This window comes from Caballeronia temeraria (assembly GCF_001544795.2).
Classification (GTDB): Bacteria; Pseudomonadota; Gammaproteobacteria; order Burkholderiales; family Burkholderiaceae; genus Caballeronia; species Caballeronia temeraria.
On sequence record NZ_FCOI02000049.1, the window covers coordinates 1 to 22,470 of the forward strand.

Below are 22,470 nucleotides of genomic sequence, written 5' to 3' on the forward strand. Positions count from 1 at the left end.
TTTGGCACCATCAACGCGGCCAATCTGCGCCGCGCCCATGCCTTGCTCGAGAGCGGCAAGGCGCGCGGCAAGATCGTGCTGTCTGGCTTTTAACATCTTGAGGAATAAGGTCCATGACGACTATATCGTAATCGTGGACTTCACCCATGTAAAAACTCCATCGCGTGTCGGGCGGTGAGTTCCTGATTGGTACGCTGCTTCACGATCTCCACGATCGCTCGTGGCGCCAGATCTGGCCCTCCAGCGTTGAAAGGAGGCGCCGGCGCATATTCGACTTCAAGTTGGATTGCCTTGGCTTCGTCGCCTCTCTGAAGCCGCTGTCCGACATCGATGCCGTCGATGAATGGATCAGCTACGAGTCGGCGCTTATAGGGGGCGGTTTCCCGACATGCCGGCATGAAAGATCGGCCAGCGCGACGGACGCCGTCACATTTCGCCCAGTATTCGCATGACCGCAGGGACGCACGCCACAGGTCTCTCCTATTGCGGCAGGGCCACGTCTCGTGAATCGGTACTTCCCGGACGACTATGGGCGACGATTCAAGCGCAATCGCCCCGCCATGGCGAGACGGAAGGTACGACGGCCGTTGAGCGGCTCTTAGCTGCCACTCGAGTGGCAGGATGGCGGTGGCACCCGAAGTCCGAAACCGGCCGCCCCCGGAATCTCACAGGACGCGCGGCTCGCCGCTGATCGAGCCCACCGGCGAGCTTCACTTTCCGTTAAGGGTTATTCGATGCCTGCCATTGATCACAGGAATGTGACGGTGCCTCTGCGCGTGTTGGCAAGCGTCGAATACGCTCGATGGAGGAAACCGCGGAGTGCCCCACTGCGGTTGGAGGGTTCGCGGCTATGGCGATCGATAGACCGGAATGGTCAGTGGTGCCGGATGCGGCACGCTCAGGCGGGGTGCCGGAGGGACGCTGACGCCGTAGCGAAGTGGTTTAGTCGTGCATTCGCGATGATGAGGCGGCCGGGCAAAGCGCTTCGCGTAGCGACACGCGCAGGCTTCCATCCTTGGGCCGCGTTGCCGCGGAGCCAACGTTCGACAGGCAGGTCGAGGAACCGTGGAGTTCATGTCGGATCCCGGTGCATTGGCGGTGCGCGGATCGGGGAGCTGCGCGCGAGGATTTCGATGACGATCATCGGTGCGCCGCAGTGCCGACAGATGAAGACGGGGCGGGTTTCAATGCTGGCGTCGTCCGGCGACGGGCTGATCTCGGGTGCGAAGTGCAGCAGTTCGCGCACCTTTGCGAGATTGGCGCGGCGCACCGGGTTGGCGAACAGCCCGAAGTGGCGGATCCGATGGAAACCACCGGGCAGCACATGGAGCAGGAAGCGGCGCATGAATTCGCCGGTTTCGAGGGTCATGGTCTTGTAGCGGGTGGTCCCTTCGCACGGTAGTCCTTCCAGCGGAACGTCACGCCACGCTCATCGACGGCGACCAGGCGCTGGTTGGAGATGGCGACGCGTGTAGCGTGAGAAGGTACTCGAGCACCGCCTTCGGTCCGGCGAACGGGCGCTCGGCGTAGACCACCCATTCGCAAGTACGCGGAGGCGCAAGCCATCGGGCAAAGGTGGCCGGGTCGGCGAGCTCGGGCCGCTTCGATACGCAGGCGGTTCACGTACTGGACGAACGTCGCGCCCGTACGATGATGAAACGCGCGCGAGAACGCGCTGACGCTCTGTCCGGCAAGCCCGGCGAGATCGGACTCGCGCAGATCCGACGCCAGATTCTTGCCGATATGCGCGAGTACGTGGCCGCACCGCTTGGACGAGGCGACATTCTGCTCGTAAGCGATGCTCGCGAGGAGCGTGTGCTCCTGCGCGCCGCTAAGGCATTCGAGAATTCGCAGAAAGAGAGATCGGTCAGTGTCGCGCTTCTACCAACTTTTCGGCTGTTTTTCTGTACTTTACTTTCTTGATCCGAGGTTGTTTGGTGTGTTGCACTGATTTGCGTTTTGCAAACCCATGATCGAGCGCACGCGATCGGTCAGCGTATTCGATAGTTGGTCCCACCGCCTGATGCGAATAACTCAACGACCGAGCTAACCGCCCTGGAGAATGCGAAAGGGTTCGCCCGGCGGTGTCGTGGGCGGTCACACTGGACGCAGGCACGTCCTATGACTTCCATCGCCTCGCGTTCTGCCTTGTGCTGACCGGCGCCCAGGATCGATGAACTTCAGGCGCGGACCGGCCGTGGCAAGCACGGGCGACATCGCCGCGCGAAGCCGGTTGCATCGCGCGGCGACGGCCGTCTGCGCAGCGGCCCCGTGCATTACACCACTTTCCCGGGGTTGAGAATGCCGAGCGGATCGAGCGCGGTCTTGATCGCGCGCATCGCCGCGATATCGGCTTTACGGCGGCTTTGCGGGAGATAGTCGCGTTTTTTCGTGCCGATGCCGTGCTCCGCTGAAATCGAGCCATTGAATTCGCGCGTGACGTCGTAGATCACGCGGTCGATGTCGTCGTGATCGTGCTTGCCCATGCCCGGCACGTCCACGACGATATGGATGTTGCCATCGCCCAGATGCCCGTATGTCATGACGAGCGCGTCGGGCCAGCGCTCGCGCAGACGCGCCTCGCAGCGTTGCGCGGCATCGCCCGCTTGCGCGATGGAAAAACTCACGTCGTAGGCCGCGTGATCTGGGATGAAGCGTTGATATTCGCCGGGCGCATCGCGGATCGCCCAGAAGTCGCGCGCGTGCGCTTCGTTCGTTGCGATCGCCGCATCCGTCACGACGCCCGCTTCGAGCATCGCGCCGAGAAATTCCTCGAAGGCCTCGTTGTGACGCGCAGGATCGGCGCCGACGCTTTCCAACAGCACGTAGAACGGGTGCGCATCGGCGAGCGGCGCGCGCAGCGTGTTGAGATTGGTGATGACCGCATCGTGATAGCCCGCCCACATCACCTCGAACGCCGAGACGCCCGCCGCGAGCGAGGCTTGTGCACGCGTGAGCAGTGTCGTGACCGATTCGAAGTCGGGCAATCCGCACCATGCGGTCGCGGCCGCCGTGGGCTTCGGCCGCAAACGCAACACGACGCGCGTGATGACCGCGAGCGTGCCTTCGCTGCCGATCAACAGATGACGCAAGTCATAGCCGCTATTGTTCTTGATCATCTTGTCGAGACCGCCGATGATCTCGCCGCTCGCGAGCACGGCTTCGATGCCGAGCACCTGATCGCGCATCATGCCGTACTTGATGACGCGATTACCGCCCGCATTCGTCGCGAGATTGCCGCCGATGACGCAGCTACCGCGCGCGCCGAGATCGAGCGGAAAGTAGAAACCCGCCGCGGTCGCCGCTTCCTGCACGATTTGCAGCGCGACGCCCGCTTCGACGGTTATCGTGCCGGAGACAGCATCGATTTCGACGATGCGGTTCATGCGTTCGAGACTCAGCGCCACTTCATCGCCGCGCAGATTCGCCCCGCCGACGAGACCCGTCAAACCGCCTTGCGTCACGACCGGCTGACGGTAGCGCGTGCAGATGGCGAGCGCGTTCGCAACTTCATCCGCGTTGCGCGGACGCAGCAGCGCGAGCGGTCTCGCGCTCGGCAAGCCGCTCCAGTCCGCCACGCGTTTGTCGCCGAATTCTTCCGGCAAGGCCACGACGTCTGCGCCGAGGGCGTCGCGCAACGCATGAATGGCATCGAGTGCGCTCATAGGTCTATCGTCTCCATCATCTCCGTTAGTCGGTGCTTCACCATACCGTATAACCGCCGTCCATCACGATGTCTGATCCCGTCACGAACGCGCTCGCACGCGACGCGAGGAAGACGACGCCCGGCGCGATTTCGTCGGGCGAGGCCATGCGTTCGAGCGGCGTGTAGTCGAGCCAGACCTTGCGCCACGCTTCGTTTTCGAAGCCGCGCTTGGTCAGTTCGGTCCCGACATAGCCCGGCGAGATGGAGTTGACGCGGATGCCGTCGGCGGCCCATTCGGCGGCGAGCGAGCGCGTCAGATGAATCACGCCCGCTTTCGATGCGTTATACGATGCCTGCGGCTGCGGCTTGTTCGCGATGCTCCCGCTCATGCTCGCGATGTTGACGATCCGTCCGCTCTTCTGCCGCGACATATGACGCGCGGCGCTGCGGCAGCTATAGAACACGCCGTCGAGATTCACGGCGAGCACGGCGCGCCAGGCGGCGTCGTCGGTTTCGAGCGCGGACGCGTTCCTGACGATGCCGGCGTTGTTGACCAGCACGTCGAGCCGGCCGTGTTGCGCGACGATCGCATCGAAGGCCGCATCGATCGACGACGAGTCCGTCACGTCCAGCGCGACGAAGCTGCCGCCGATCGCGTCGGCGGCCTGCTGGCCGAGGCGCGCCTCGCGGTCGGCGATGACGACCGCCGCGCCCGCATTGCGCAGCGCCTTGGCGATGGCGAGGCCGATGCCTTGCGCCGCGCCGGTGACGACGCACACTTCGCCATCGAGACGAAAGACGTCGAGCGTCGCGCCGTTGCCTTCCTTCGCGATCTCGCTCATTGGCTCGCTCCGTCGAACACGACGATGTCCGCGCTGCCATCCGCGTGGCCGACGATCATCTCGCTTGCAATGCCGGTGAAGAGACCATGTTCGACGACGCCCGGAATCGCGTTGAAGCGCGGCGCGAGCGCGAGCGGATCGCGGATGGCTTCGAGATGGCAATCGAGAATCCAGTTGCCGCTGTCTGTGACGACGAGCGCGCAGCTCTTCATGCGCCGCTCGATCCTGACGCCGGCATCGAATCCCGCCGATACGAAAAGCTCGCGCAGCAGACGCTCGGTGCTTTGCCAGCCGAACGGAATCACTTCGATAGGCAGCGGAAAGCGCCCGAGCGTGTCGAAAACCTTCTTGTCGTCGACAACCGCAACCATCTTGCGCGACGCCGCCGCGACGATCTTCTCCCACAGCAGGCACGCGCCGCCGCCCTTGATCATGCTGCCGTGATGATCGATCTCGTCGGCGCCGTCGATGGTCACGTCGAGCCGGTCGATCTGCCCGAGGTCCGTCAACGGCACGCCGAGCTCGATCGCGAGTTCGCGCGTCGCATTCGATGTCGGCACGCCGACGATATCGAGCCCGTCCCGCACGCGCGGCGCGAGCGCACGCACGAACCAGTGCGACGTCGTCCCGGAGCCGAGTCCCACTTTCATGCCTGGCGCAAGATAGTGATCGACCGCCTTGATGCCCGAGACGAGCTTCGCCTCGTCCTGCTTCGATTGCGGCTCCAGCCGGGCGTAACCCGGTTCGATGTGCGTGCTCAATTGCGTCTCCGTTTTTATCGAAATGCCCTTCAAACAAGGGCTAATCCATGAATTTGTCGGTGAACCAGGGGTCGAGCGCGGCGAGGTTGTCGGGCAGTTCGCGCCCCTGCCGCAAGCCCAGCATGGCGACCAGCATGTTCACCACGAGCAGGTGATTGATGCGCGCCGTGAGCGGCGTGTACAGCTCGGTGTTTTCGTACGCAGGCACCGCGACGGTCAGGTCACAGGTCTGCGCGAGCCGCGAGCCCGGCGCGCAGATCGCGATTGTCACGGCGCCCTTGCCCTTCGCCATCGCGGCTGCCATCACGAGCGACTTGGTCGAACCGGAATGCGAGAAGAAGACCGCGACTTCATCGTTGCGCAAGGTCGGCGCGAGCAGCAGTTGACGCTGGCTTTCGAGCACCACGCGGCAATGCAGCCCCAGGCGGAAGAACTTGTGCTCGGCATCGAACGCGATGGTCTCCGAGATGCCTAGCCCGAACAGGAATATGCCCTTCGCGTCGATGAGATACTGCGTGGCACGCTCGATCGCGGCGGAATCCACGTCGCGGGCGAAGCGTTGAATGGCGTGCAGCGAGTTGTTCACGATCTTGCTGCAGACGCTTTCGGGCGTATCCGCATTCGTAATGGCTTCGTAATCGAAAGGCGCCTGCGGTATCAGCCCCTGACCGAGCCGGACCTTGAAGTCCTGATAGTCCGCGCAGTCGAAGCGGCGGAAGAAGCGCACCACGGTCGGGTCGCTGGTTTGCGCCGCTTCCGACAGCTCGGCCATGCTCATCTTGAGCGCGGCTTCGGGCGCGCTCAGCAATACATCGGCGATGCGCAAGGTCGCGCCCGTCAAAGAAGGGTGTTCGAGCGCGATTCGGCGCAACAGGTCGTTTCTCATCAGGCTCCCGGCAGGCGCGACGCATTGAGCGCGGCGCACCTCGTCACTAAATCGGCGAACGAGTCGAGCCGCGCGTCATCGGGCACGGGAACATCCGGCCCGGTGCCCCAGTTCACGATCAGACAACGAACCTGCGCGTCTCGTGCACACGCCGCGTCGATGCGCGTGTCCCCGATATAAAGCGTGTGCTCGGGCGCGGCGTCCATCTGTTCGAGCGTCATCAATAGATGCCGGGGATGCGGCTTTCTCTGCGTAAGCATATCGCCTCCCACGACGGCGCTGAAATAGCTTTCGATGCCGAAGTGCGCGAGCACCGCTTGCGCCAGTTGCTGCGCCTTGTTCGTGCAGACGCCCAGCTTCACGCCGGCCGCATGCAGCGCGGGAATGGCGTCGAGCGCATCGGCGTAGACGGTCGCCTTTTCGACCGGGTGCTGCTTGTAGATCGACAGATACGTATCGACGTCGGCGTTGACGCGGTCCTGATCGAGCGCGAGACCGAGGCCCTTGTACAGCTTGTCGATCAGCCCGTACGAGCCTTCGCCGATGAACTTCTCCACGAAGCCGACCGTCTGCGGCGCAATGCCGTGCGTCGCGAGCAGGCGGTTCACGGCGCTCGCGATGTCCGGCGCGGTGTCGACAAGCGTGCCGTCGAGATCGAATACGACTGCATCGACAGTTCGGTCCGCATGGAGCATGAATTCGTTGACGGTCATCGGCTCGGGTTCTCCATCGCGATGCGTTGATAAACCGGACGCAGTGTGTCGTACAGCGTGCGGAAGGTATCGAAGCGTGCGTCGTAAAGATCCTTGAGCGATGCGTCCGGGCTCACGCGACCGGTCACGCGCAAGGCGCCGACTGCTTCGTCCAGCGATGCCCACCAGCCCGCGCCGACGCCCGCCGCCAGCACCGCGCCGTAGGCACCGCCCTCGGACGCGCCCGTCACCGTGATCACTTCGCGTTGCAGCACATCGGCGAGCATATGCAGCCACAGCGGTTCGGCGGTCGCGCCGCCGGAGACACGCACCTCGTCGCACGCGAGGCCGGCGCTTGCGCCCAGCGCTGCGATCGAGCGGATGTTCAGCAGCACGCCTTCCATGACGCTGCGGATCATGTGAGTCGCATCCACAGCAGCTTGCCCACGGTGAAACCCGGCAGCATGCGGTTCTGCACACGCTCGAGCAAACCGTCGAGACCGCCCGCGCGCGCGGTGATCTCGTCGCAATAGGGTGCCGCGCGCTGGTCGCACCAGAGGATCGCCGGACGCAGCACGTTGTCGGCTTCGTCGAGCGCGGTTAGACCGTGCATCTGTCCCGACAGTCCGATGCCCGCCACCGCGCGCCGATCGGGCAAGGCGTCGAGCACCTGCGCGAGCGCGCTCTGCGTCGCCTGCCACCAGTGCCCGGGGTCCTGCTCGGCCCAGCCGGGCCGGGGCGACATTAGCGGATACGCCGCAAGCGCCTTCGCCGCGACATGGCCCGCGCCGTCCACCGCAATCACCTTGCATGCGGAGGTCCCGACGTCGATGCCCAGAAGATAGCGTTCCATGGCCGCTCCGTTTGCGTGTGCGTGGTGATCGGGTTCTTCAGGCGCCGTGACGCAGCCGGACGTGTTTCAGATGCAGATAGCCTTCCATGCCTTCGCGCCCGTGCTCGTAGCCCGTTCCGCTTTGCTTGCGGCCGCCGTAGGGCGCGTTCATGATGCCTGCATCGACGTTATTGATGGCGACATTACCGAAGTCCAGTTCGCGCGACAGCGCGAAGGTCTCCTTGACGTGCTCCGTGTACGCATAGGCCGCGAGGCCTGCGGGCGTGCTGTTCGCCGCATCGATCGCGTCATCGAGCGTCGTGTAGCGCGCCACACCGATCACCGGGCCGAACGTCTCCTCGTGCATGACGAGCATGTCGGGCGTGCCGTCGGCGATCACGGTGGGCGCGTAGAACAGGCCCTTTTCATTCAATGCCATCGCATCGGGCCGGCCGCCGCCGCACAGGATGCGGCCGCCGCGCGCGCGCGCGTCGTCGAGATGACGGCGCACCTTGTCGAGACCCGCGCGCGTGGCCATCGGTCCGACATCGGCCTTCTCATTCGCGATGCCATCAGCGACGACGAGCTTGCGCGCGCCATCGGCGAGGCGCTCGACGAAGGTCTCGTAAGCCGCCTCCTGCACGTAAGCGCGATTGATCGAAATGCAAATTTGCCCTGCATTGCGGAACGCGCGCCGCAGTGTACCGGCGACCGCGAGATCGAGGTCCGCGTGCGCGGTCACGATGAGTGGACAGCTTCCGCCCAGTTCCAGCGACAGCCCCGTGATGCCGCGCACCGTCCTGTAGATGTCCTCGCCCGCGCTTCCGGAACCCGTGAACGCCACCTTGTCGATGCGCGGATGCCCGACGAGCCGCTTGCCCGCGTCCTTCGCTCCCATCACGAGATTGGCGACGCCTGCCGGCAGTCCCGCGCGATGCACGCAGCGGAACACCGCCTCCGCGCTCGACGGCGTGAATTCCGACGGCTTCATGACAATCGTGCATCCCGCCGCCAGCGATGCCGCGAGCTTCCAGCCGATCAGTTCGACCGGATAATTCCACGGTGCAATAGCCGCCACCACGCCGACCGGCTCCTTCTCCACGAAGCTGACGAAGCCATCCTCTTCGTTAGGCACGGTCTCGCCGAAAATCCGCACGGCCTCTTCCGCATAGTAGTGAAATGCCTTCGCGAGCTTGCGCGCCTCGCCTTGCGCTTCGGCGAGCGGCTTGCCCATCTCGCTGGTGATCGCCATCGCGATGGTGCGTTCGTCCTGCGCGATGTGATCGGCGATTGCGTGCAACAGCCGCGAGCGCTCGAACGGATTGACGCGGCGCCAGCTCCTGAAGGCGCGCGACGCCGCATCGACGGCGGAATCGATGGTCGTCTGATCGGCATCGGGCGCGCGGGCGACGACCTGCCCCGTCGCCGGATTCACCACATCGATCCATTCGTGCGCGCTTTCGCTGCCGAAGCGTCCATCGATATACATCTCGCACTGACGAGGTTCTGTTATGGTCCGGATCATGAGTTATTGCGAAACGAAGTTGACACGGATGGCATCCACGGCTACCGCGATGAAGATGAGGATGCCGCCGATCATCTGCACATAGAACGAAGGCACTTCGGTGATGGCGAGGCCGACGTGAATCACCGTCAGCAACAACACGCCGCCCAGGATGCCGAACGCGCCGCCGCGCCCGCCGAACACGCTCACGCCGCCGATGATCGGCGCGGCGATGGCGTACAGCAGGAAGCCTTCGCCCTGATCCGAGGTGATCGCCATCTGCCACGCGGCAAGCAGATAACCCGCGACGCCCGCGAGAAAGCCCGACAGCGTGAACGCAATGACCTTGATGCGATTCACGCGAATGCCGGCCGAGTTGGCGGCGAGCGCGTTGCCGCCGGTCGCATAGAGATAGCGGCCGAGCACCGTCTTGCGCAACATGAATCCCATGCCGATCAGGACGGCAAGGAACACGATCGGCATGACAGGCCAGTTGTGGATCGTGTACTGGCCGATCCAGATGTAGCCCGTGGACATGTCCGAGATGGTATTGCCCTGCGTCACCGCGAGCAGCGAGCCTTGCAGCACGATCATGACCGCCAGTGTCTGGATGAGCGACACCATCTTCAGCCGCGTCACGCACAGACCGTTGAAGAAGCCGATTGCAGTCGCCACCGCGATGCCCACCGGCACGCCGACGGCGGGCGTGAGTCCGAGCCGCGTCGAGAGAATTGCGCCGATGGCGGCTGAGAAGCCCATGTTGCTGGCGATCGAAAGATCGATTTCCGCGACCATCAGCGGCATCGATACGGCGAGCGCGAGCAGGCCGAGCACCGTCGCCTGCACCAGCACGTTCTGCAGATTCGACAGCGTGAAAAAGAACGGATTGAGCACGCCGAACACGACGACGAGCGCCGCGAGCCACAGCCAGACGACGTTCTGAAAGATCCACTGCACGCCGCCCTTGCCGCGTCTCGCACCGGACGCGGCATCGCCCTGTGCGGCGAGCGCTGCCGGCGCGCGTGACGAAGAAAGGTCGCTTCCTGTTTGCATGGACTGTCTCCTCATGATTGACTCATCTGCGGCTCGGATCCGGCGCTCTCCACCGATGCCGGCTCCGCGTTGAAAGCGGCCTGCAAAATGGCGTCCTTCGCGATATCCGCGCCGGTGTATTCGCGTTCGATCCGCCCGCAGACGAACACGGACACGCGATCGACGAGGCGCACCATCTCGTCGAGGTCGCTCGTGATGACGATGACGCTCAAACCTTCGCGCGTGAGCGTATCGATGATGCGATGCACTTCCTCCTTCACGCCCACGTCGATGCCGCGCGTGGGTTCATCGAGGATCAGCAGCTTCGGCGACGTGGCGAGCACGCGGCCGAGGCACACCTTCTGCTGGTTGCCCCCGGACAGCGTGCCGAGCAGCACCTCGGCGCTCGGCGCCTTTACGCGAAAGTGCTCGAAGTAACGCGCGACGACACCGCGCTCTGCGTTCGAATCGATGACGCCGCCCTTCGATACGTGCCCGAGACTCGACAGCGTGATGTTGTGCGCAATGCTTTGCAGCCCGACGAGGCCATCGCGATGACGGTCGTCCGACAGATACGCGATACCGCGCTGGAACGCTTCGCCCGGATGACCGGCCGGAGCGCCGGTCTTGCCGTCGTGCGTGATCCGGCCGCGCGTCGCCCGATTCGAGCCGAAGAGCGCGAGTGCGAATTCCTTTGCGCCCGATCCCGGCAGACCCGCGAACCCGACGATCTCGCCCGGCGCGATACGGAATTCGTCTACTTCCACGCCTGGCGCCGCCAGCCCTTCGACGCGCCAGCCTTCCGGACCGATTGCCACCGTGTCCCGACGCTTACGATAGAACAAGGGCACGTCGCGCCCGATGACCAGTTCCGAGAGCCCGTCCGAGTTGATCTCCGAGCGATCGTCATGCTCGCCCGCGAGTCTGCCGTTGCGCAGGACGGAGACGCCGTCGCAGATCTCGAGAATCTCTTCGTTATAGTGGGAAATGAAGACGAAACTCACGCCGCCCGCCTTCAGGGTGCGCATGAAGTCGAAGAGATGCTCACGGTCCGCGAGCGTGAGCGCGGTGGTCGGTTCGTCCAGGATCAGCAGCTTGCCGCCGCTGTGCAGCGCACGCAGAATGTTGAGCTTGCGTTTAGCCACCGCCGACAACAGACGCGCGGGCATACGCGGATCGAAGCCCGTGCCGTTGAGCACGGCTTCGACGCTGCCCATCAACGCGCGCTGATCCACTCGACGCGTGATGCCGCGCTTCAGGGGCCAGCGCCCGAGCATCAGGTTGTCGGCGACGGACATGGAATCGACGATCATCGGTTCCTGCGTGACGAGGAACACGCCGCGCGCTTCCATCTGCTTGACGTCCGATCCCTGCACGTCCTCGCCGTCAAAGACGATGCGCCCTTCGCTCGGCGCCGTCTGCCCGCTGATCAGGCGCACGAGCGTGGACTTGCCCGCGCCGTTCTCGCCGAGCAGACCGTGAATAGTGGCGCGACGGATGTTGATCGACACCCGGTTGAGCGCAAGCACGGCCTTGTAACGCTTGACGACGTCGTGCGTCTGCAGGATGTAATCGTTGCTGGGTGTATCCGCCATTCAGAAGTCTCCCGTCGGCATTCGGCGCGCCTCTCAACGCATGTGGACTGGCGTGAATCAGGAGTAGCGGATGCCCCATTCGTTATACGCGATGTTGCCCCACTGCCGCTTGTCCTTCACCGAGCCAGCATCGACGATGAACGGCTGGATCACGAGGCTCGGTCCCGTCTCCGACTTCGTCACGACCGCCTTTTCCCAGAAGTACTGACTGTTCTGATAGTCCCCCAGCGGCACCGGCTGACCCTTGAGCGAATGCTTGTCGAGCATTTCGACGGTGATCTGCGCATAGGCGATCGGATCCTGCGACACGACGGCGTCCATGTATCCATCGGCGATCCATTGCAGCGCCGCGGGTTCGCCGTCGATGTTCACGAAGATCACATGCCCCTGCTCGCCGACCTTCTTCCATTTGCCCTTCTGCTGCAAGGCCGTCACGATGCCGCGCGCGGGCGAATCGCTCGGTGCGTGCACGGCATCGAGATCCGGATATTCGGACAGCGTCGAAAGCGTGACCGACAGCATGTTCTTGAGCAGGCCTTCCGTCGGACGGCTGATGAGCTTGACGTCCGGATACTTCTTCATCGTTTCTTCGAAGCCTTCCTTGCGCAGACGCCACGCGACCGATTGCAGCGCGCCGTAGCAGTTCAGGACCGTGCCTTTCGCGGCGCCGTTCTTCTTTTTCAGCGCGGCGACGATGGTCTCGGCGGCCATGACGCCGCCCGCCTTGTTGTCGAAATCGACGGTGATCGCGACATCGCCGCCGAGCGCCGGTGTATCGATGATGCCGACCGGAATCTTCTTGAAGTTGTACTTCTTGATGACGCTAACGATGGCCTGACTGTCGATCGGATCCGCAATGATCGCCGACGGGTTCTTCAGCATGAGGCTGTTCCACTGCTCCAGTTGCGACGTGTTGCTGAAGTTGGCGTTGACCGCCTGAAATTGCCAGCCTTTCGCTTCGACGGCCCGCTTCACGGCTTCCTGCTGAGTGACGAAGAAGTAGTAGTCGAGGCTCTTGTTGCTGAACGGCACGAAAACCTTCTGCTGGGCGAATCCGAGGGTCGACACGGACGACAGAGCAACGCCGCCGGCCGTCGCGGCGAGACCCGCCAGGAACCTTCTACGCGATGCGACTTCCTGTGTTTCTTTCATAGTGGTTGTCTCCTCAACAGCGATATGGGCAGCGACTTGTGCCACGGAAAAGGGCCAGGCTAATGTTAGTAACGTTCCTTTGCTGCGTAGTATTACAACCAAATATACTGATCGCGAGAGTCTTTGGACAAGCTAGGGTTTACTCGTTGATGGCGTCTATCGGCTTGCTTATATGGCATTTGAAGTGAACTTCAGCGCCGTAAAGCGTCTCCCTTAAACGTATCGCGTCGTAGTATTACTATTTTTTAACATCTTAACGGGCTTGGATCGGCCGTCTGACGCGGGGCACGGAATCCCCTACAGCTCGTTGCCGCGTCGTGAGACGACCAAATCCGCGCCGCCGCGAGAAGCTGCTGCGTCACCCAGAAGGCGAACGAGGACGCGCCCGGTGGAATCGTCACCGACATCGTCTCGTAACCGAGCGCACGCCGGCCTCGGCGCCGACCGCGTTGAGCGCGGCGTTGGTGAGAAACAGAAACATCGAGGCGCCCCATACGCCGACGATCGTCGCCTTGCCGCCCGTGACCAGCGTGCCGCCGATCACGACCACGGCGATCGAGATCAGCATGTACTCGACGCCCATGTCGAGCGACGCGCCGCCTGATGTCGCCGTGAGCAGCAGCGCCGTCAGCGCCGCGATCATCGACGAAAGCACGTAGGCGAGGCAGCGCGTGCGATGCACGTTCACCCCCGCGAGCCACGCGGCGCGGGCATTCTGTCCGATCGCCGAAAGCCTGCGGCCATACACGGCGCGATGAAGCAGCGCCGCGAGCGCGACCGACAAGGCGAGCGCAACCAGCGCGATATACGGCACGTTGAAGAGCCGGCTCGTGGCGAATGCGCCCAGCGCGGGCGGCGGCGGAAGCTGGCGCCCTTGCGTGATGGCGATCGACTGGATGATGAAGCTCGACGACAGCGTCGCGATGATCGGTGGAATGCGCAGCAGCCGGATCAGCATGTAGTTCGCGATCCCGACCGCGACGCCCACGCCGAGCGCCGCCGCGACGCCGAGCGCGATATGGCCGTTGGAGCCGCCCATCGCGTGCATGCCGACGACGCCCGCGAGCGGGATCGTCGACGGCACCGAGAGGTCGATGTTGCCGACACCCGACGTGATGACGAGCATCTGCCCGAGACCGACCAGCACCATGAACACGCCGTAGGTGAGGGCCGTCTGCGCGACATTGCTCGCGATGCCGAAGCCGAAGATGCCGACGATACCGAACCACGCAAGCACCGGGCCGACGAAAGACCACGCCCAGGGCGCCTGAACGCCCTTCAGCCGTTCCCACGCGGTGTCGTTGTTGGCGAGCGCTTCACCGGAAGTCTGCCATTTCATTGCCGTTCCCCGCGTTGCAGCAACACACGCAAAGACAGCACGACGATCAGGATCGCGCCCTGCATGTCGACTTGCCAATCCACCGAGACGTTGAGAAAGGCGAGGAACGACGCCGCGAGCGTGAGCGTGATGGCACCGAGCACCGCGCCGATGACCGATACGCGCCCGCCGACGAATTCGCCGCCGCCGAGAATGACCGCCGCAATCGAGAGCAGCGTGTAGCGCAGCGCAAGGTTCGCGTCGGCGGAGGTCGTGAGCCCGAGCGGCGAAAGACCGGACAGCACGCCGAACACGCCCGCGATGCCGTAAAGCGTCGCCTTGCTGCGCACGAGCGACCAGCCGAAGCGCCGCATCGCGCGCGGATTGCCGCCCGCGCCGCGTATGCGCACGCCGGCCGAGGTGCGCATCAGCAGAATGTGCCCTGCGATGGCAATTAGCGCCGACCACACGATCGGCGCGGCGATGAACGGCGTCTGATAGCTCATCGCCGTGCCGAGCCAGCCGGGGGTCGTGCCGCCCGGCGAAGGCAGCAGCACGATGGCGAGCCCGCTCCACACGAACGACAGCCGAGCGTCACGACGATCGACGGAATCTGCCGCAGTTCGATCAGCGCGCCGACGGCTGAATACGCGAGCACACGGGCGACGAGCGCGAGCGCGCCTAGCCACGGCTCCTTGACGAGCAGCGTCGCGCCGATGCACGCGACGAGACTCACGAATGGACCGATGGACAAGTCGAGATCGTTGACGGTGATGATCGCGAGTTGCGCAAGCGTGCGCGAGCACGATCGGCACGGCCAGATTGAGCAGCAGACTCGACCCGAAATAGCTCATCACGGCGGGTTGCATGGAGAATCGGCACGAGCACCGCGACGAGCGAGATGGCGGGAAGCAGCGCGCGCAGACGCGCTTGCGTGTCCCGGAACGTGATGCGCGCGGGGGTCATGCGGCCTGCTCCTCGAAGCTCGCAGCGAGCAGCGCTTCTTCCGTGCATTCGTCCGCATGCAAGACGCGCGTGACCGCCGACGAGCGGAATACATACGTGCGGTCGCAATGCGACAGCTCTTCGTTTTCTGTCGTGTACCAGATGAACGTGCGGCCTTTCGCGGCTTCGTCGTGAACGAGCCGGTAGATGTCGCGCTTGGTGCCTACATCGAGGCCGCGCGTCGGATCGTCCATCAGAATGAGCTGCGCGTCCGACGACAGCGCGAGCGCAAACAACACCTTCTGCTGGTTGCCGCCCGAGAGCGACAGGATGCCCGCGCTCATCGGCGCGCCACGTATTCCGATCTTCGTGCGCCACGCTTCCACGAGCGCGCGCCGCCGCGAGATCGACGAGTCAGCGCTTGCGCTTCGCGCCGCCGAGAAGCCACCGCAAGTCGAGATTTTGCGCGATGGACCACACCGGGAACACGCCGTCGCGCCCGCGATCCAGAGCGCATCGATCGGTCAGGAGGTACTTGGCGTCCGCACCGCGCGTGCACCAAGTGTTCAGTCGGCGATTCCATCCGATCGTGCCTGCCGCCTGCTTCGTCGGCTATTGTGAGGATCACTATGTTTTCTTCTCAAGGCGGACGCCAACGATGTCATCATACGGCTCACGCGAGTTGCGCAGAAACATGCGCTCAAGGCGCGCCTTCATCGCGGTATCTTCCCATTTCGAAGAGGTGTCGTGATCGACCCGTTTCGATCCCTGGCAGGGCGCTTGTGTCTTCGAGCGCCCTTTTCTTTTTACGTGGAAACCCTTGGTTGACGTGAGGTTGCTCAAAGCTGCAAACTTGAAGCGCTTCAAATTTCCTTGCCGACACAGTCTAAGGGCCTTTAGCCACACGAAAGTAGCACGACAGCGCCCCTCCAATCAATGCGGGGGCGGTCAGCACGCAAATTTGAAGCGCTTCAATTCAAAACGATATTAGGAGACACCGCATGTCCTCGCCCTTTCCCCGCACGGTTCTTCGCGCCCTCGCCGCCGCCTGCTTCGCCGTATCGAGCCTCGGCGCGGCGCATGCCGCGGACATCAAGATCGGTGCGCTCTTTCCCTTCAGCGGCGGACTCGCGCTGCTCGGCGACGAGAGCTATCGCGGCGTTCAGCTCGCCGTCGAAGAACGCAACGCGGCAGGCGGCATTAACGGCGACAAAGTGGTGCTCGTGAAAGCCGATGCCGTCGATGCCAACCAGGCCGTCGGGGAAGCGCGGCGTCTGACTTCGGTGGAGAACGTGTCGGCGGTGTTCGGCAGTTATTCGTCGGCGGTGTCGTCGGCGGCGACGCAGGTGACCGAACTCGCGGGCGTGCCGTTCTTCGAGCTCGGCGCGACCGCCGACACCATCACGAGCCGCGGCTTCAAGTATCTGTATCGCAGCAACTCGACCACGAAGACCTTCGCGGACGGCACGCTCGAAGCGCTCACCAAGGTCGTCGCGCCGCAGCTCAAAGTGGATCCGAAGACGCTGAAGATCGCGATCATCGCGGAAGACGGGCCGTACGGCACGCTCGTCTCCGGCTTCCAGAAGGAAGGCGCGAAAAAGCTCGGTCTGAACGTCGTGCAGGTGCTGCCGTATTCGGCGAAGAGCGTCGATCTGTCGTCGCTGATCCTCCGTCTGAAGGGCGCGGACGTCGATATTGTGCTGCAGACCTCGTATCAGAATGACTCGATCCTGTTCTTCCGCCAAGCCGCGCAGGCCGGCTTCAGGCCGAAAGCGGTCATCGGCGCAGGCGGCGGCTATTCGCTGGCGGATACGGCCAAGGCCGTCGGCGCGCAAATGAACGGCGTGTACGACATCGACTTCCCGCAAGTCGCGATGAACGAGAAAGGCGCACCCGGCCTCGAAACGTTTTCCGCCGAATACCAGAAGCACTTCGGCATGGCGCCGCGCTCGGGTCATAGCCTCGTGAACTATGTCGGTGCAAAGGCGTTCCTCGATGTGCTCGCCAACGCGAAATCCACCGACAAGGACAAGATCCGCGCCGCCGTGCTCGCGTACAAAAAGCCGACGGGCACGACGGCGGCAGGCTGGGGCTTCCAGTTCGCCGACAACGGCCAGAACCAGCTCGCGACCACCAACGTGATGCAGTGGCAAGGCGGCAAGCTCGTCACGGTCTATCCGGAAGCTGTCGCGATCGCCAAGCCCGTCGCGGCGCAGTAATTCCGCCGGTGCCTATCCGCATTTCTCTTTCACTCGATCCGTGCGGCGCGTGACACGCGCTGCGCGGTGTCCAGGAAACGAGCATGTCCATTCTTCTGCAACTTCTAGTCAACGGCCTGTTGCTGGGCGGCGCGTACGCAATCATCAGCATCGGCCTGACGCTGATTTTCGGCGTCGTGCGCGTGGTCAACTTCGCGCACGGCGAGCTGCTGATCGTCGGCATGTACGCCGTCTGGCTGCTCGCCGCGAAGCTCGGCTGGCATCCGTACGTGTCGGCGGTGCCGGTTGCGCTGCTGCTGTTCGCGTTTGGCGTGCTGATCCAGCGCTTCATCATCCAGCCGCTGCTTTCCGCCGACGCGCACGTTCAGATTTTCGCGACCGTCGGCGTGTCGACCGCTCTCGTCAATCTCGCGCTGATGATCTTCGGCGCGGACGTGCATCCCGTCGATGTGAGCTTCGGCACCGAACATTTGCAGTTCGGCGACATCAACGTCGTGAGCGGGCAACTGATTACGTTTGCCGCCGCGCTCGCGGTCGCGGGCGGGCTGCATCTGTTCCTGCAACGCACGTATACCGGCCGCGCATTTCGCGCGGTGGCGCAGCATCGCTACGCAGCCTCGCTGATGGGCGTCAACGTGAAGACCACGTATGTGCTCGCGTTCGGCATCGGCGCGGCGCTGGTCGGGCTCGCATCGGGCTTGCTGGTCGCGCAGTATCCGGTGTTCCCGACCGTCGGCCAGTACTTCGTGCTGACCGCGTTCGTCATCGTCGTGCTGGGCGGTCTCGGCAGCTTGCCGGGCGCGCTCGTCGGGTCGATCGTGATCGGGCTCATCGACAGTCTCGCGGGCTATTACATCTCGCCCGACATGAAGGAAGTCGTCTACTTCGCGATCTTCCTCGTGATTCTCGTGGTGCGCCCGACCGGTCTCTTCGGTCTCGGACGCGGCTCCGAATAACGTTCAGCGAGGCATCCGATGTTTCCCAATCTCCTGCATCCGCGCGGCTACATGGGCGCGCTGGCGCTCTTCGCGCTGCTCGCCGTGCCGTTCGCGCTGCAATCGCCGTTCGCGTTTCACCTGGCCGTGCTCGTGTGCGTCTTCGGCGCGCTCGCGACGGCGTGGAATATCGTCGGCGGATTCGCCGGGCAGCTGTCGCTCGGACACGCGGTGTTCTACGGCATCGGCTCATACGCGGCGACGCTGCTCGTCATCAACTTCGGCATCACGCCGTGGCTCGGCATGTTCGCGGGCGCGGTGATCTCGGCGATGGCGGCGATCGTCATCGCGTATCCGACGCTGCGTCTGCGCGGGCCCTTCTTCGCGCTCGCCACGATCGCGTTTCTCGAAGTATGCCGCCTGCTTACCGTGCATGAGGAGAGCTGGACGGGCGGCTCGGCGGGCCTGAACGTGCCGCTCAACATCGGCCTGCAATGGATGGTGTTCCGCGAAAAGTGGGCGTATCTGCTGATCGCGTTCGGCTTTCTTCTGGTGACGTTGTGGGCCGCGTGGCTCATCCGCCGCTCGCGCTTCGGCTTCTATCTGATCGCCGTGCGCGAGCGTGAAGATGCGGCGCGCGCGGTCGGCGTGAACGCGGTGAAGGTGAAGATCGGCGCGGCGGTGATCTCGGCGGTGCTGACGAGTCTCATCGGCTCTTTCCACGCGATGTATCTCACCTTCATCGATCCGTCCGCGGCATTCTCCCTGGAACTGTCGGTGCAGATCGCGATGTTCGCGCTGATCGGCGGACTGGGCAGCGTCGCCGGGCCGCTCGCGGGCACCGTCCTCGTGCTGCCGATCGCCGAACTGGCGCGCGGCTGGCTCAGTTCGTTCGGCAGCGGCACGCACGGCTTCGTCTACGGTGTGGTGCTGGTGCTCGTCGTGCTGTTCATTCCGCGCGGACTCGTCGGGCATCTGGGCGGTTTCGTGCTGCGCTTCATCGACCGTCTGCCCGGCGCGCGCACGCCGCCCCCCGCACCGGCGAAGTCGATCGCGCCCGCCGATGCGTTGCCGCTCGGCACGCCGCTGCTCGTCGCGGAGCATCTGAAGAAGCGCTTCGGCGGACTCGTCGCGACCGACGATGTTTCCCTCACGCTGCACGCCGGCGAGATTCTCGGCGTGATCGGCCCGAACGGCGCGGGCAAGACGACGGTCTTCAATCAGCTTTCGGGCTTCATCCGCCCGAACGAAGGCATCGTGAAGATTCGCCTCGCCGATGGCACCTGGGCCGAACCGCGCACGCCCGATGCGTTCGCGAAAGACGGCGTCGGCCGCACCTTCCAGATCGCGCAGCCGTTCGCGGGCCTTTCGGTGCTGGAGAACATCATGCTCGGCGCGTTCATGCATACGGGGGTCCGCGTCGAAGCGGAATCGATCGCCCGCGACGTCGCTCAGATGACGGATCTCACGTCCTTGCTCGATACCGAAGCACGCAGCCTGACCGTCGGCGGCATGAAGCGCCTCGAAGTAGCGCGCGCGCTCGCCACGCGCCCGCGCGCACTGCTGCTCGACGAAGTGATGGCCGGGCTCAATCCCGCCGACATCGCGCGCGCCATCAACATGGTGCGGCGCATCCGCGATTCAGGCGTCGCCGTGCTGATGATCGAGCACATGATGCAGGCGACGATGGCGCTGTCGGACCGCATCATCGTCATCAATGCCGGGCGCATGCTGAAGGAAGGCAAGCCGTCCGATGTCGTCAACGATCCTGAGGTGATTCAGGCCTATCTCGGCAAGGGGTATCTCGATGCTCAAGCTGCATAACGTCTCGGCCGGCTACGGCAAGAGCGAAGTCCTGCGGGGCGTCTCGCTCGATGTGCAGGAAGGCGAGATCGTCACGCTCGTCGGTACGAACGGCGCGGGCAAGACCACGACGCTGAAGACGCTGTGCGGGATCGTCGAGGCGCGCGGCGGCAGCATCACGTTTCAGGGACAGGAGTTGGTCGGCAAATCGCCGCACGAGATCGTCGCGATGGGCGTCACGATGATTCCCGAAGGACGTCAGCTCTTCCCGTTCCTCAGCGTCGAAGAAAACCTGCTGATGGGCGCGTTTCGTCACGCCGCACGCGGCGCGCGGCGCGAACGCATGGAGGAAGTGCTCGAACTCTTTCCGCGCGTGCGCGAGCGTCTCACGCAGCTCGCCGGATCGCTCTCGGGCGGCGAGCAGCAGATGGTCGCCATCGCGCGCGGCATGATGTCCGCGCCCAAGCTCCTGATCTTTGACGAACCGTCGCTCGGCCTTTCGCCCTTGCTCGTCGAGCAGATGTTCGAGGTCGTGGGCACGGTCGCGGCGCGCGGCGTCACGGTGCTGCTCGTCGAACAGAACGTGTTTCATACGCTCAAGCTCGCTAACCGCGGATATGTGCTCGAAAACGGCGCCATCGCGTTGTCCGGATCGGGCGCAGAATTGCTCGATAATCCCCACGTGCGGCGCGCGTATCTCGGTCATTGATTCACCGCACCGGCGCATCGCATCCAGAAACCACGGAGAAAAACTCATGCATACCGAAGTGAAGCCCGACGAACAGGTCATCGCCTATCAGCTGCCGCAAGTGCCGTACATGTCGAAGGATCTCGTGCACGGCGGCGTCATGACCGACTGGCTCGAAGACGACAACCTGTGGGTGCCGGCGACCGAAACCGTGTCGTTCAAGCCGCTCATTCTCAACGCAAGCCAGGGCTACTACGTCAATCTTTTGCGCGTGCGCCGCAGCGGCGTGATCTCGCGGCATCGTCATAGCGGCGCCGTTCACGCGATGGTGCTCAAAGGCCGCTGGTACTACCTCGAACACGACTGGGTCGCGGAGCAAGGCGGCTATGCGTTCGAGCCGGCGGGCGAAACGCATACGCTCTTCGTGCCCGAAGACGTGCCCGAGATGATCACCTGGTTCCACGTGACGGGCGGCTATACCTATGTCGATCCGCAAGGCGTCGCGCAAGGTTACGAGGACGTTTTCACGAAGATCGAGACGGCGCGCAGGCACTATGCGTCGATCGGTCTGCCCGCCGATTACATCGAATCGATCATCCGTTGAACCCCATGACATCCACTCTTCCTGCATCGATGCAATACGTCGATCACGGCGCGGGCGGCGCGCCCGATTGCATGCGCCTCGCGCAAGGACCGCTGCCCTCGCCCGGCCCGAACGACGTGCTCATCGAAGTCGCTTACGCGGGCGTGAACCGGCCGGACGTGCTGCAACGCGCGGGTTCCTATCCGCCGCCGACGGGTGCATCGCCGCATCTGGGGCTCGAAGTCTCGGGGCGCATCGTCGCGACGGGCGCGAACGTCACGCAATGGCGCGCTGGCGATGAAGTCTGCGCGCTCGTGCCGGGCGGCGGTTATGCGCAATACTGCATCACGGATGCATTGCATTGTCTTCCCGTGCCCCACAGGCTCACGCTGTTGCAGGCCGCAGCCTTGCCCGAGACCTACTTCACCGTCTGGACCAACGTGTTCGAGCGCGGCCGCCTGCAGACAGGCGAGACGTTCCTCGTGCACGGCGGATCGAGCGGCATCGGGCTGACCGCGATCCAGCTCGCGCATGCGTTCGGCGCGCGCGTGTTCACGACCGTCGGCAATGCGGAGAAGGCGCAGGCGTGCCGCGAAGCGGGCGCGGATCACGCGATCAACTACCGCGATGAAGATTTCGTCGATGCCGTCGCGAAGCTTACCGATGATCAGGGCGTCAACATCATTCTCGACATGGTCGGAGGCGACTATATTCCGCGCAATATCCGCGCGCTCGCGCTCGAGGGCCGGCTCGTGCAGATCGCCTTTCTCGAAGGTAGCCGCATCGAACTGGATGCCATGCCGATTATGCTGCGCCGTCTCACCTTCACCGGTTCGACCTTGCGTGCGCGCAGCGTCGAACAGAAAGCGGCGATCGCCAAGGCGCTGCACAAGCACGTCTGGCCGCTGCTCGAAGCGGGCCGCGCGCTGCCAGTGATTCATCGCGTGCTGCCGTTCGCGGATGTGCAGGCCGCGCACGCGCTGATGGAATCGAGCCAACATATCGGCAAGATCATGCTGAAAGTGGGAGACGACTAA

At 64.0% G+C, this 22,470-nt stretch carries 19 protein-coding genes and 4 pseudogenes; 6 read left to right on the plus strand and 17 right to left on the minus strand.

All coding sequences use genetic code 11. The features are described 5' to 3' along the window. Window positions 1-1,072 precede the first annotated feature (1,072 nt). The 17 genes and pseudogenes from AWB76_RS35935 to AWB76_RS41320 form a co-directional block, all read right to left on the minus strand. Window positions 1,073-1,592, minus strand: a pseudogene (locus AWB76_RS35935) (transposase); the annotation flags it as partial. 4 nt (window positions 1,593-1,596) lie between these two features. Then, window positions 1,597-1,863: pseudogene (locus tag AWB76_RS42505) on the minus strand (AraC family transcriptional regulator); the annotation flags it as partial. A 413-nt stretch (window positions 1,864-2,276) separates the two neighbouring features. Next, entirely contained in the window at window positions 2,277-3,665 is a 1,389-nt protein-coding gene (locus AWB76_RS35945; RefSeq protein ID WP_061164845.1) for an FAD-binding oxidoreductase, read from the minus strand. 37 nt (window positions 3,666-3,702) lie between these two features. Further along, on the minus strand, window positions 3,703-4,488 hold the full coding sequence (locus tag AWB76_RS35950) for an SDR family NAD(P)-dependent oxidoreductase (RefSeq protein ID WP_061164846.1): 786 nt from the start codon (window positions 4,486-4,488) through the stop codon (window positions 3,703-3,705). Then, window positions 4,485-5,249 carry a ribose-5-phosphate isomerase RpiA gene (rpiA, locus tag AWB76_RS35955; RefSeq protein WP_244173627.1) on the minus strand — a complete coding sequence of 255 codons (765 nt, stop codon included), beginning with the start codon at window positions 5,247-5,249 and terminating at the stop codon, window positions 4,485-4,487. Before rpiA ends, AWB76_RS35950 begins: the two co-directional genes overlap by 4 nt. A 40-nt stretch (window positions 5,250-5,289) precedes the next feature. After that, entirely contained in the window at window positions 5,290-6,135 is an 846-nt protein-coding gene (locus tag AWB76_RS35960) for a MurR/RpiR family transcriptional regulator (RefSeq protein ID WP_061164847.1), read from the minus strand. Next, window positions 6,135-6,848 (minus strand): HAD family hydrolase, encoded by a 714-nt coding sequence (locus AWB76_RS35965; RefSeq protein WP_061164848.1) that lies wholly within the window; start codon window positions 6,846-6,848, stop codon window positions 6,135-6,137. Before AWB76_RS35965 ends, AWB76_RS35960 begins: the two co-directional genes overlap by 1 nt. Then, window positions 6,845-7,357, minus strand: a complete 513-nt coding sequence (locus AWB76_RS41915; RefSeq protein ID WP_074171479.1) for an FGGY-family carbohydrate kinase — start codon at window positions 7,355-7,357, stop codon at window positions 6,845-6,847. The genes AWB76_RS35965 and AWB76_RS41915 overlap by 4 nt, the downstream gene beginning before the upstream one ends. Then, the gene (locus tag AWB76_RS41920) at window positions 7,243-7,680 is read right to left on the minus strand and encodes an FGGY family carbohydrate kinase (protein ID WP_061164850.1); all 438 of its coding nucleotides are present in this window, start codon (window positions 7,678-7,680) and stop codon (window positions 7,243-7,245) included. The genes AWB76_RS41915 and AWB76_RS41920 overlap by 115 nt, the downstream gene beginning before the upstream one ends. Before the next feature lie 37 nt (window positions 7,681-7,717). Next, window positions 7,718-9,184, minus strand: a complete 1,467-nt coding sequence (locus tag AWB76_RS35980; RefSeq protein WP_061164851.1) for an aldehyde dehydrogenase family protein — start codon at window positions 9,182-9,184, stop codon at window positions 7,718-7,720. 3 nt (window positions 9,185-9,187) lie between these two features. Continuing rightward, the gene (locus tag AWB76_RS35985) at window positions 9,188-10,216 is read right to left on the minus strand and encodes an ABC transporter permease (RefSeq protein ID WP_061164852.1); all 1,029 of its coding nucleotides are present in this window, start codon (window positions 10,214-10,216) and stop codon (window positions 9,188-9,190) included. Between the two features lie 11 nt (window positions 10,217-10,227). Beyond that, complete coding sequence (locus tag AWB76_RS35990) at window positions 10,228-11,790, minus strand: sugar ABC transporter ATP-binding protein (protein ID WP_063936433.1); 1,563 nt, start codon at window positions 11,788-11,790, stop codon at window positions 10,228-10,230. Between the two features lie 57 nt (window positions 11,791-11,847). Beyond that, the gene (locus AWB76_RS35995; protein ID WP_082864609.1) at window positions 11,848-12,942 is read right to left on the minus strand and encodes a sugar ABC transporter substrate-binding protein; all 1,095 of its coding nucleotides are present in this window, start codon (window positions 12,940-12,942) and stop codon (window positions 11,848-11,850) included. Between the two features lie 397 nt (window positions 12,943-13,339). Continuing rightward, window positions 13,340-14,281, minus strand: a complete 942-nt coding sequence (locus AWB76_RS36000; protein ID WP_061164853.1) for an ABC transporter permease — start codon at window positions 14,279-14,281, stop codon at window positions 13,340-13,342. Beyond that, window positions 14,278-15,226, minus strand: a pseudogene (locus tag AWB76_RS36005) (ABC transporter permease). Before AWB76_RS36005 ends, AWB76_RS36000 begins: the two are co-directional and overlap by 4 nt. After that, window positions 15,223-15,712, minus strand: a pseudogene (locus AWB76_RS36010) (ATP-binding cassette domain-containing protein); the annotation flags it as partial. The pseudogenes AWB76_RS36010 and AWB76_RS36005, both read right to left, overlap by 4 nt. Before the next feature lie 120 nt (window positions 15,713-15,832). Further along, on the minus strand, window positions 15,833-16,072 hold the full coding sequence (locus AWB76_RS41320) for a hypothetical protein (RefSeq protein ID WP_157696297.1): 240 nt from the start codon (window positions 16,070-16,072) through the stop codon (window positions 15,833-15,835). 134 nt (window positions 16,073-16,206) lie between these two features. On the opposite strand from AWB76_RS41320, the gene AWB76_RS36020 reads away from it, so the two are divergent. The 6 genes from AWB76_RS36020 (at window position 16,207) to AWB76_RS36045 (ending at window position 22,470) form a co-directional block, all read left to right on the plus strand. Beyond that, window positions 16,207-17,424 (plus strand): ABC transporter substrate-binding protein, encoded by a 1,218-nt coding sequence (locus tag AWB76_RS36020; RefSeq protein ID WP_061164856.1) that lies wholly within the window; start codon window positions 16,207-16,209, stop codon window positions 17,422-17,424. Between the two features lie 83 nt (window positions 17,425-17,507). Then, window positions 17,508-18,380, plus strand: a complete 873-nt coding sequence (locus tag AWB76_RS36025) for a branched-chain amino acid ABC transporter permease (RefSeq protein WP_061164857.1) — start codon at window positions 17,508-17,510, stop codon at window positions 18,378-18,380. An 18-nt stretch (window positions 18,381-18,398) separates the two neighbouring features. Further along, window positions 18,399-20,183: a branched-chain amino acid ABC transporter ATP-binding protein/permease gene (locus tag AWB76_RS36030; RefSeq protein WP_061164858.1), complete on the plus strand. Its 1,785-nt coding sequence runs from the start codon at window positions 18,399-18,401 to the stop codon at window positions 20,181-20,183. After that, entirely contained in the window at window positions 20,167-20,871 is a 705-nt protein-coding gene (locus AWB76_RS36035) for an ABC transporter ATP-binding protein (RefSeq protein WP_061164859.1), read from the plus strand. The genes AWB76_RS36030 and AWB76_RS36035 overlap by 17 nt, the downstream gene beginning before the upstream one ends. 46 nt (window positions 20,872-20,917) lie before the next feature. After that, the gene (locus tag AWB76_RS36040) at window positions 20,918-21,454 is read left to right on the plus strand and encodes a 2,4'-dihydroxyacetophenone dioxygenase family protein (RefSeq protein WP_061164860.1); all 537 of its coding nucleotides are present in this window, start codon (window positions 20,918-20,920) and stop codon (window positions 21,452-21,454) included. 29 nt (window positions 21,455-21,483) lie between these two features. Beyond that, window positions 21,484-22,470 (plus strand): NAD(P)H-quinone oxidoreductase, encoded by a 987-nt coding sequence (locus AWB76_RS36045; RefSeq protein ID WP_061164861.1) that lies wholly within the window; start codon window positions 21,484-21,486, stop codon window positions 22,468-22,470.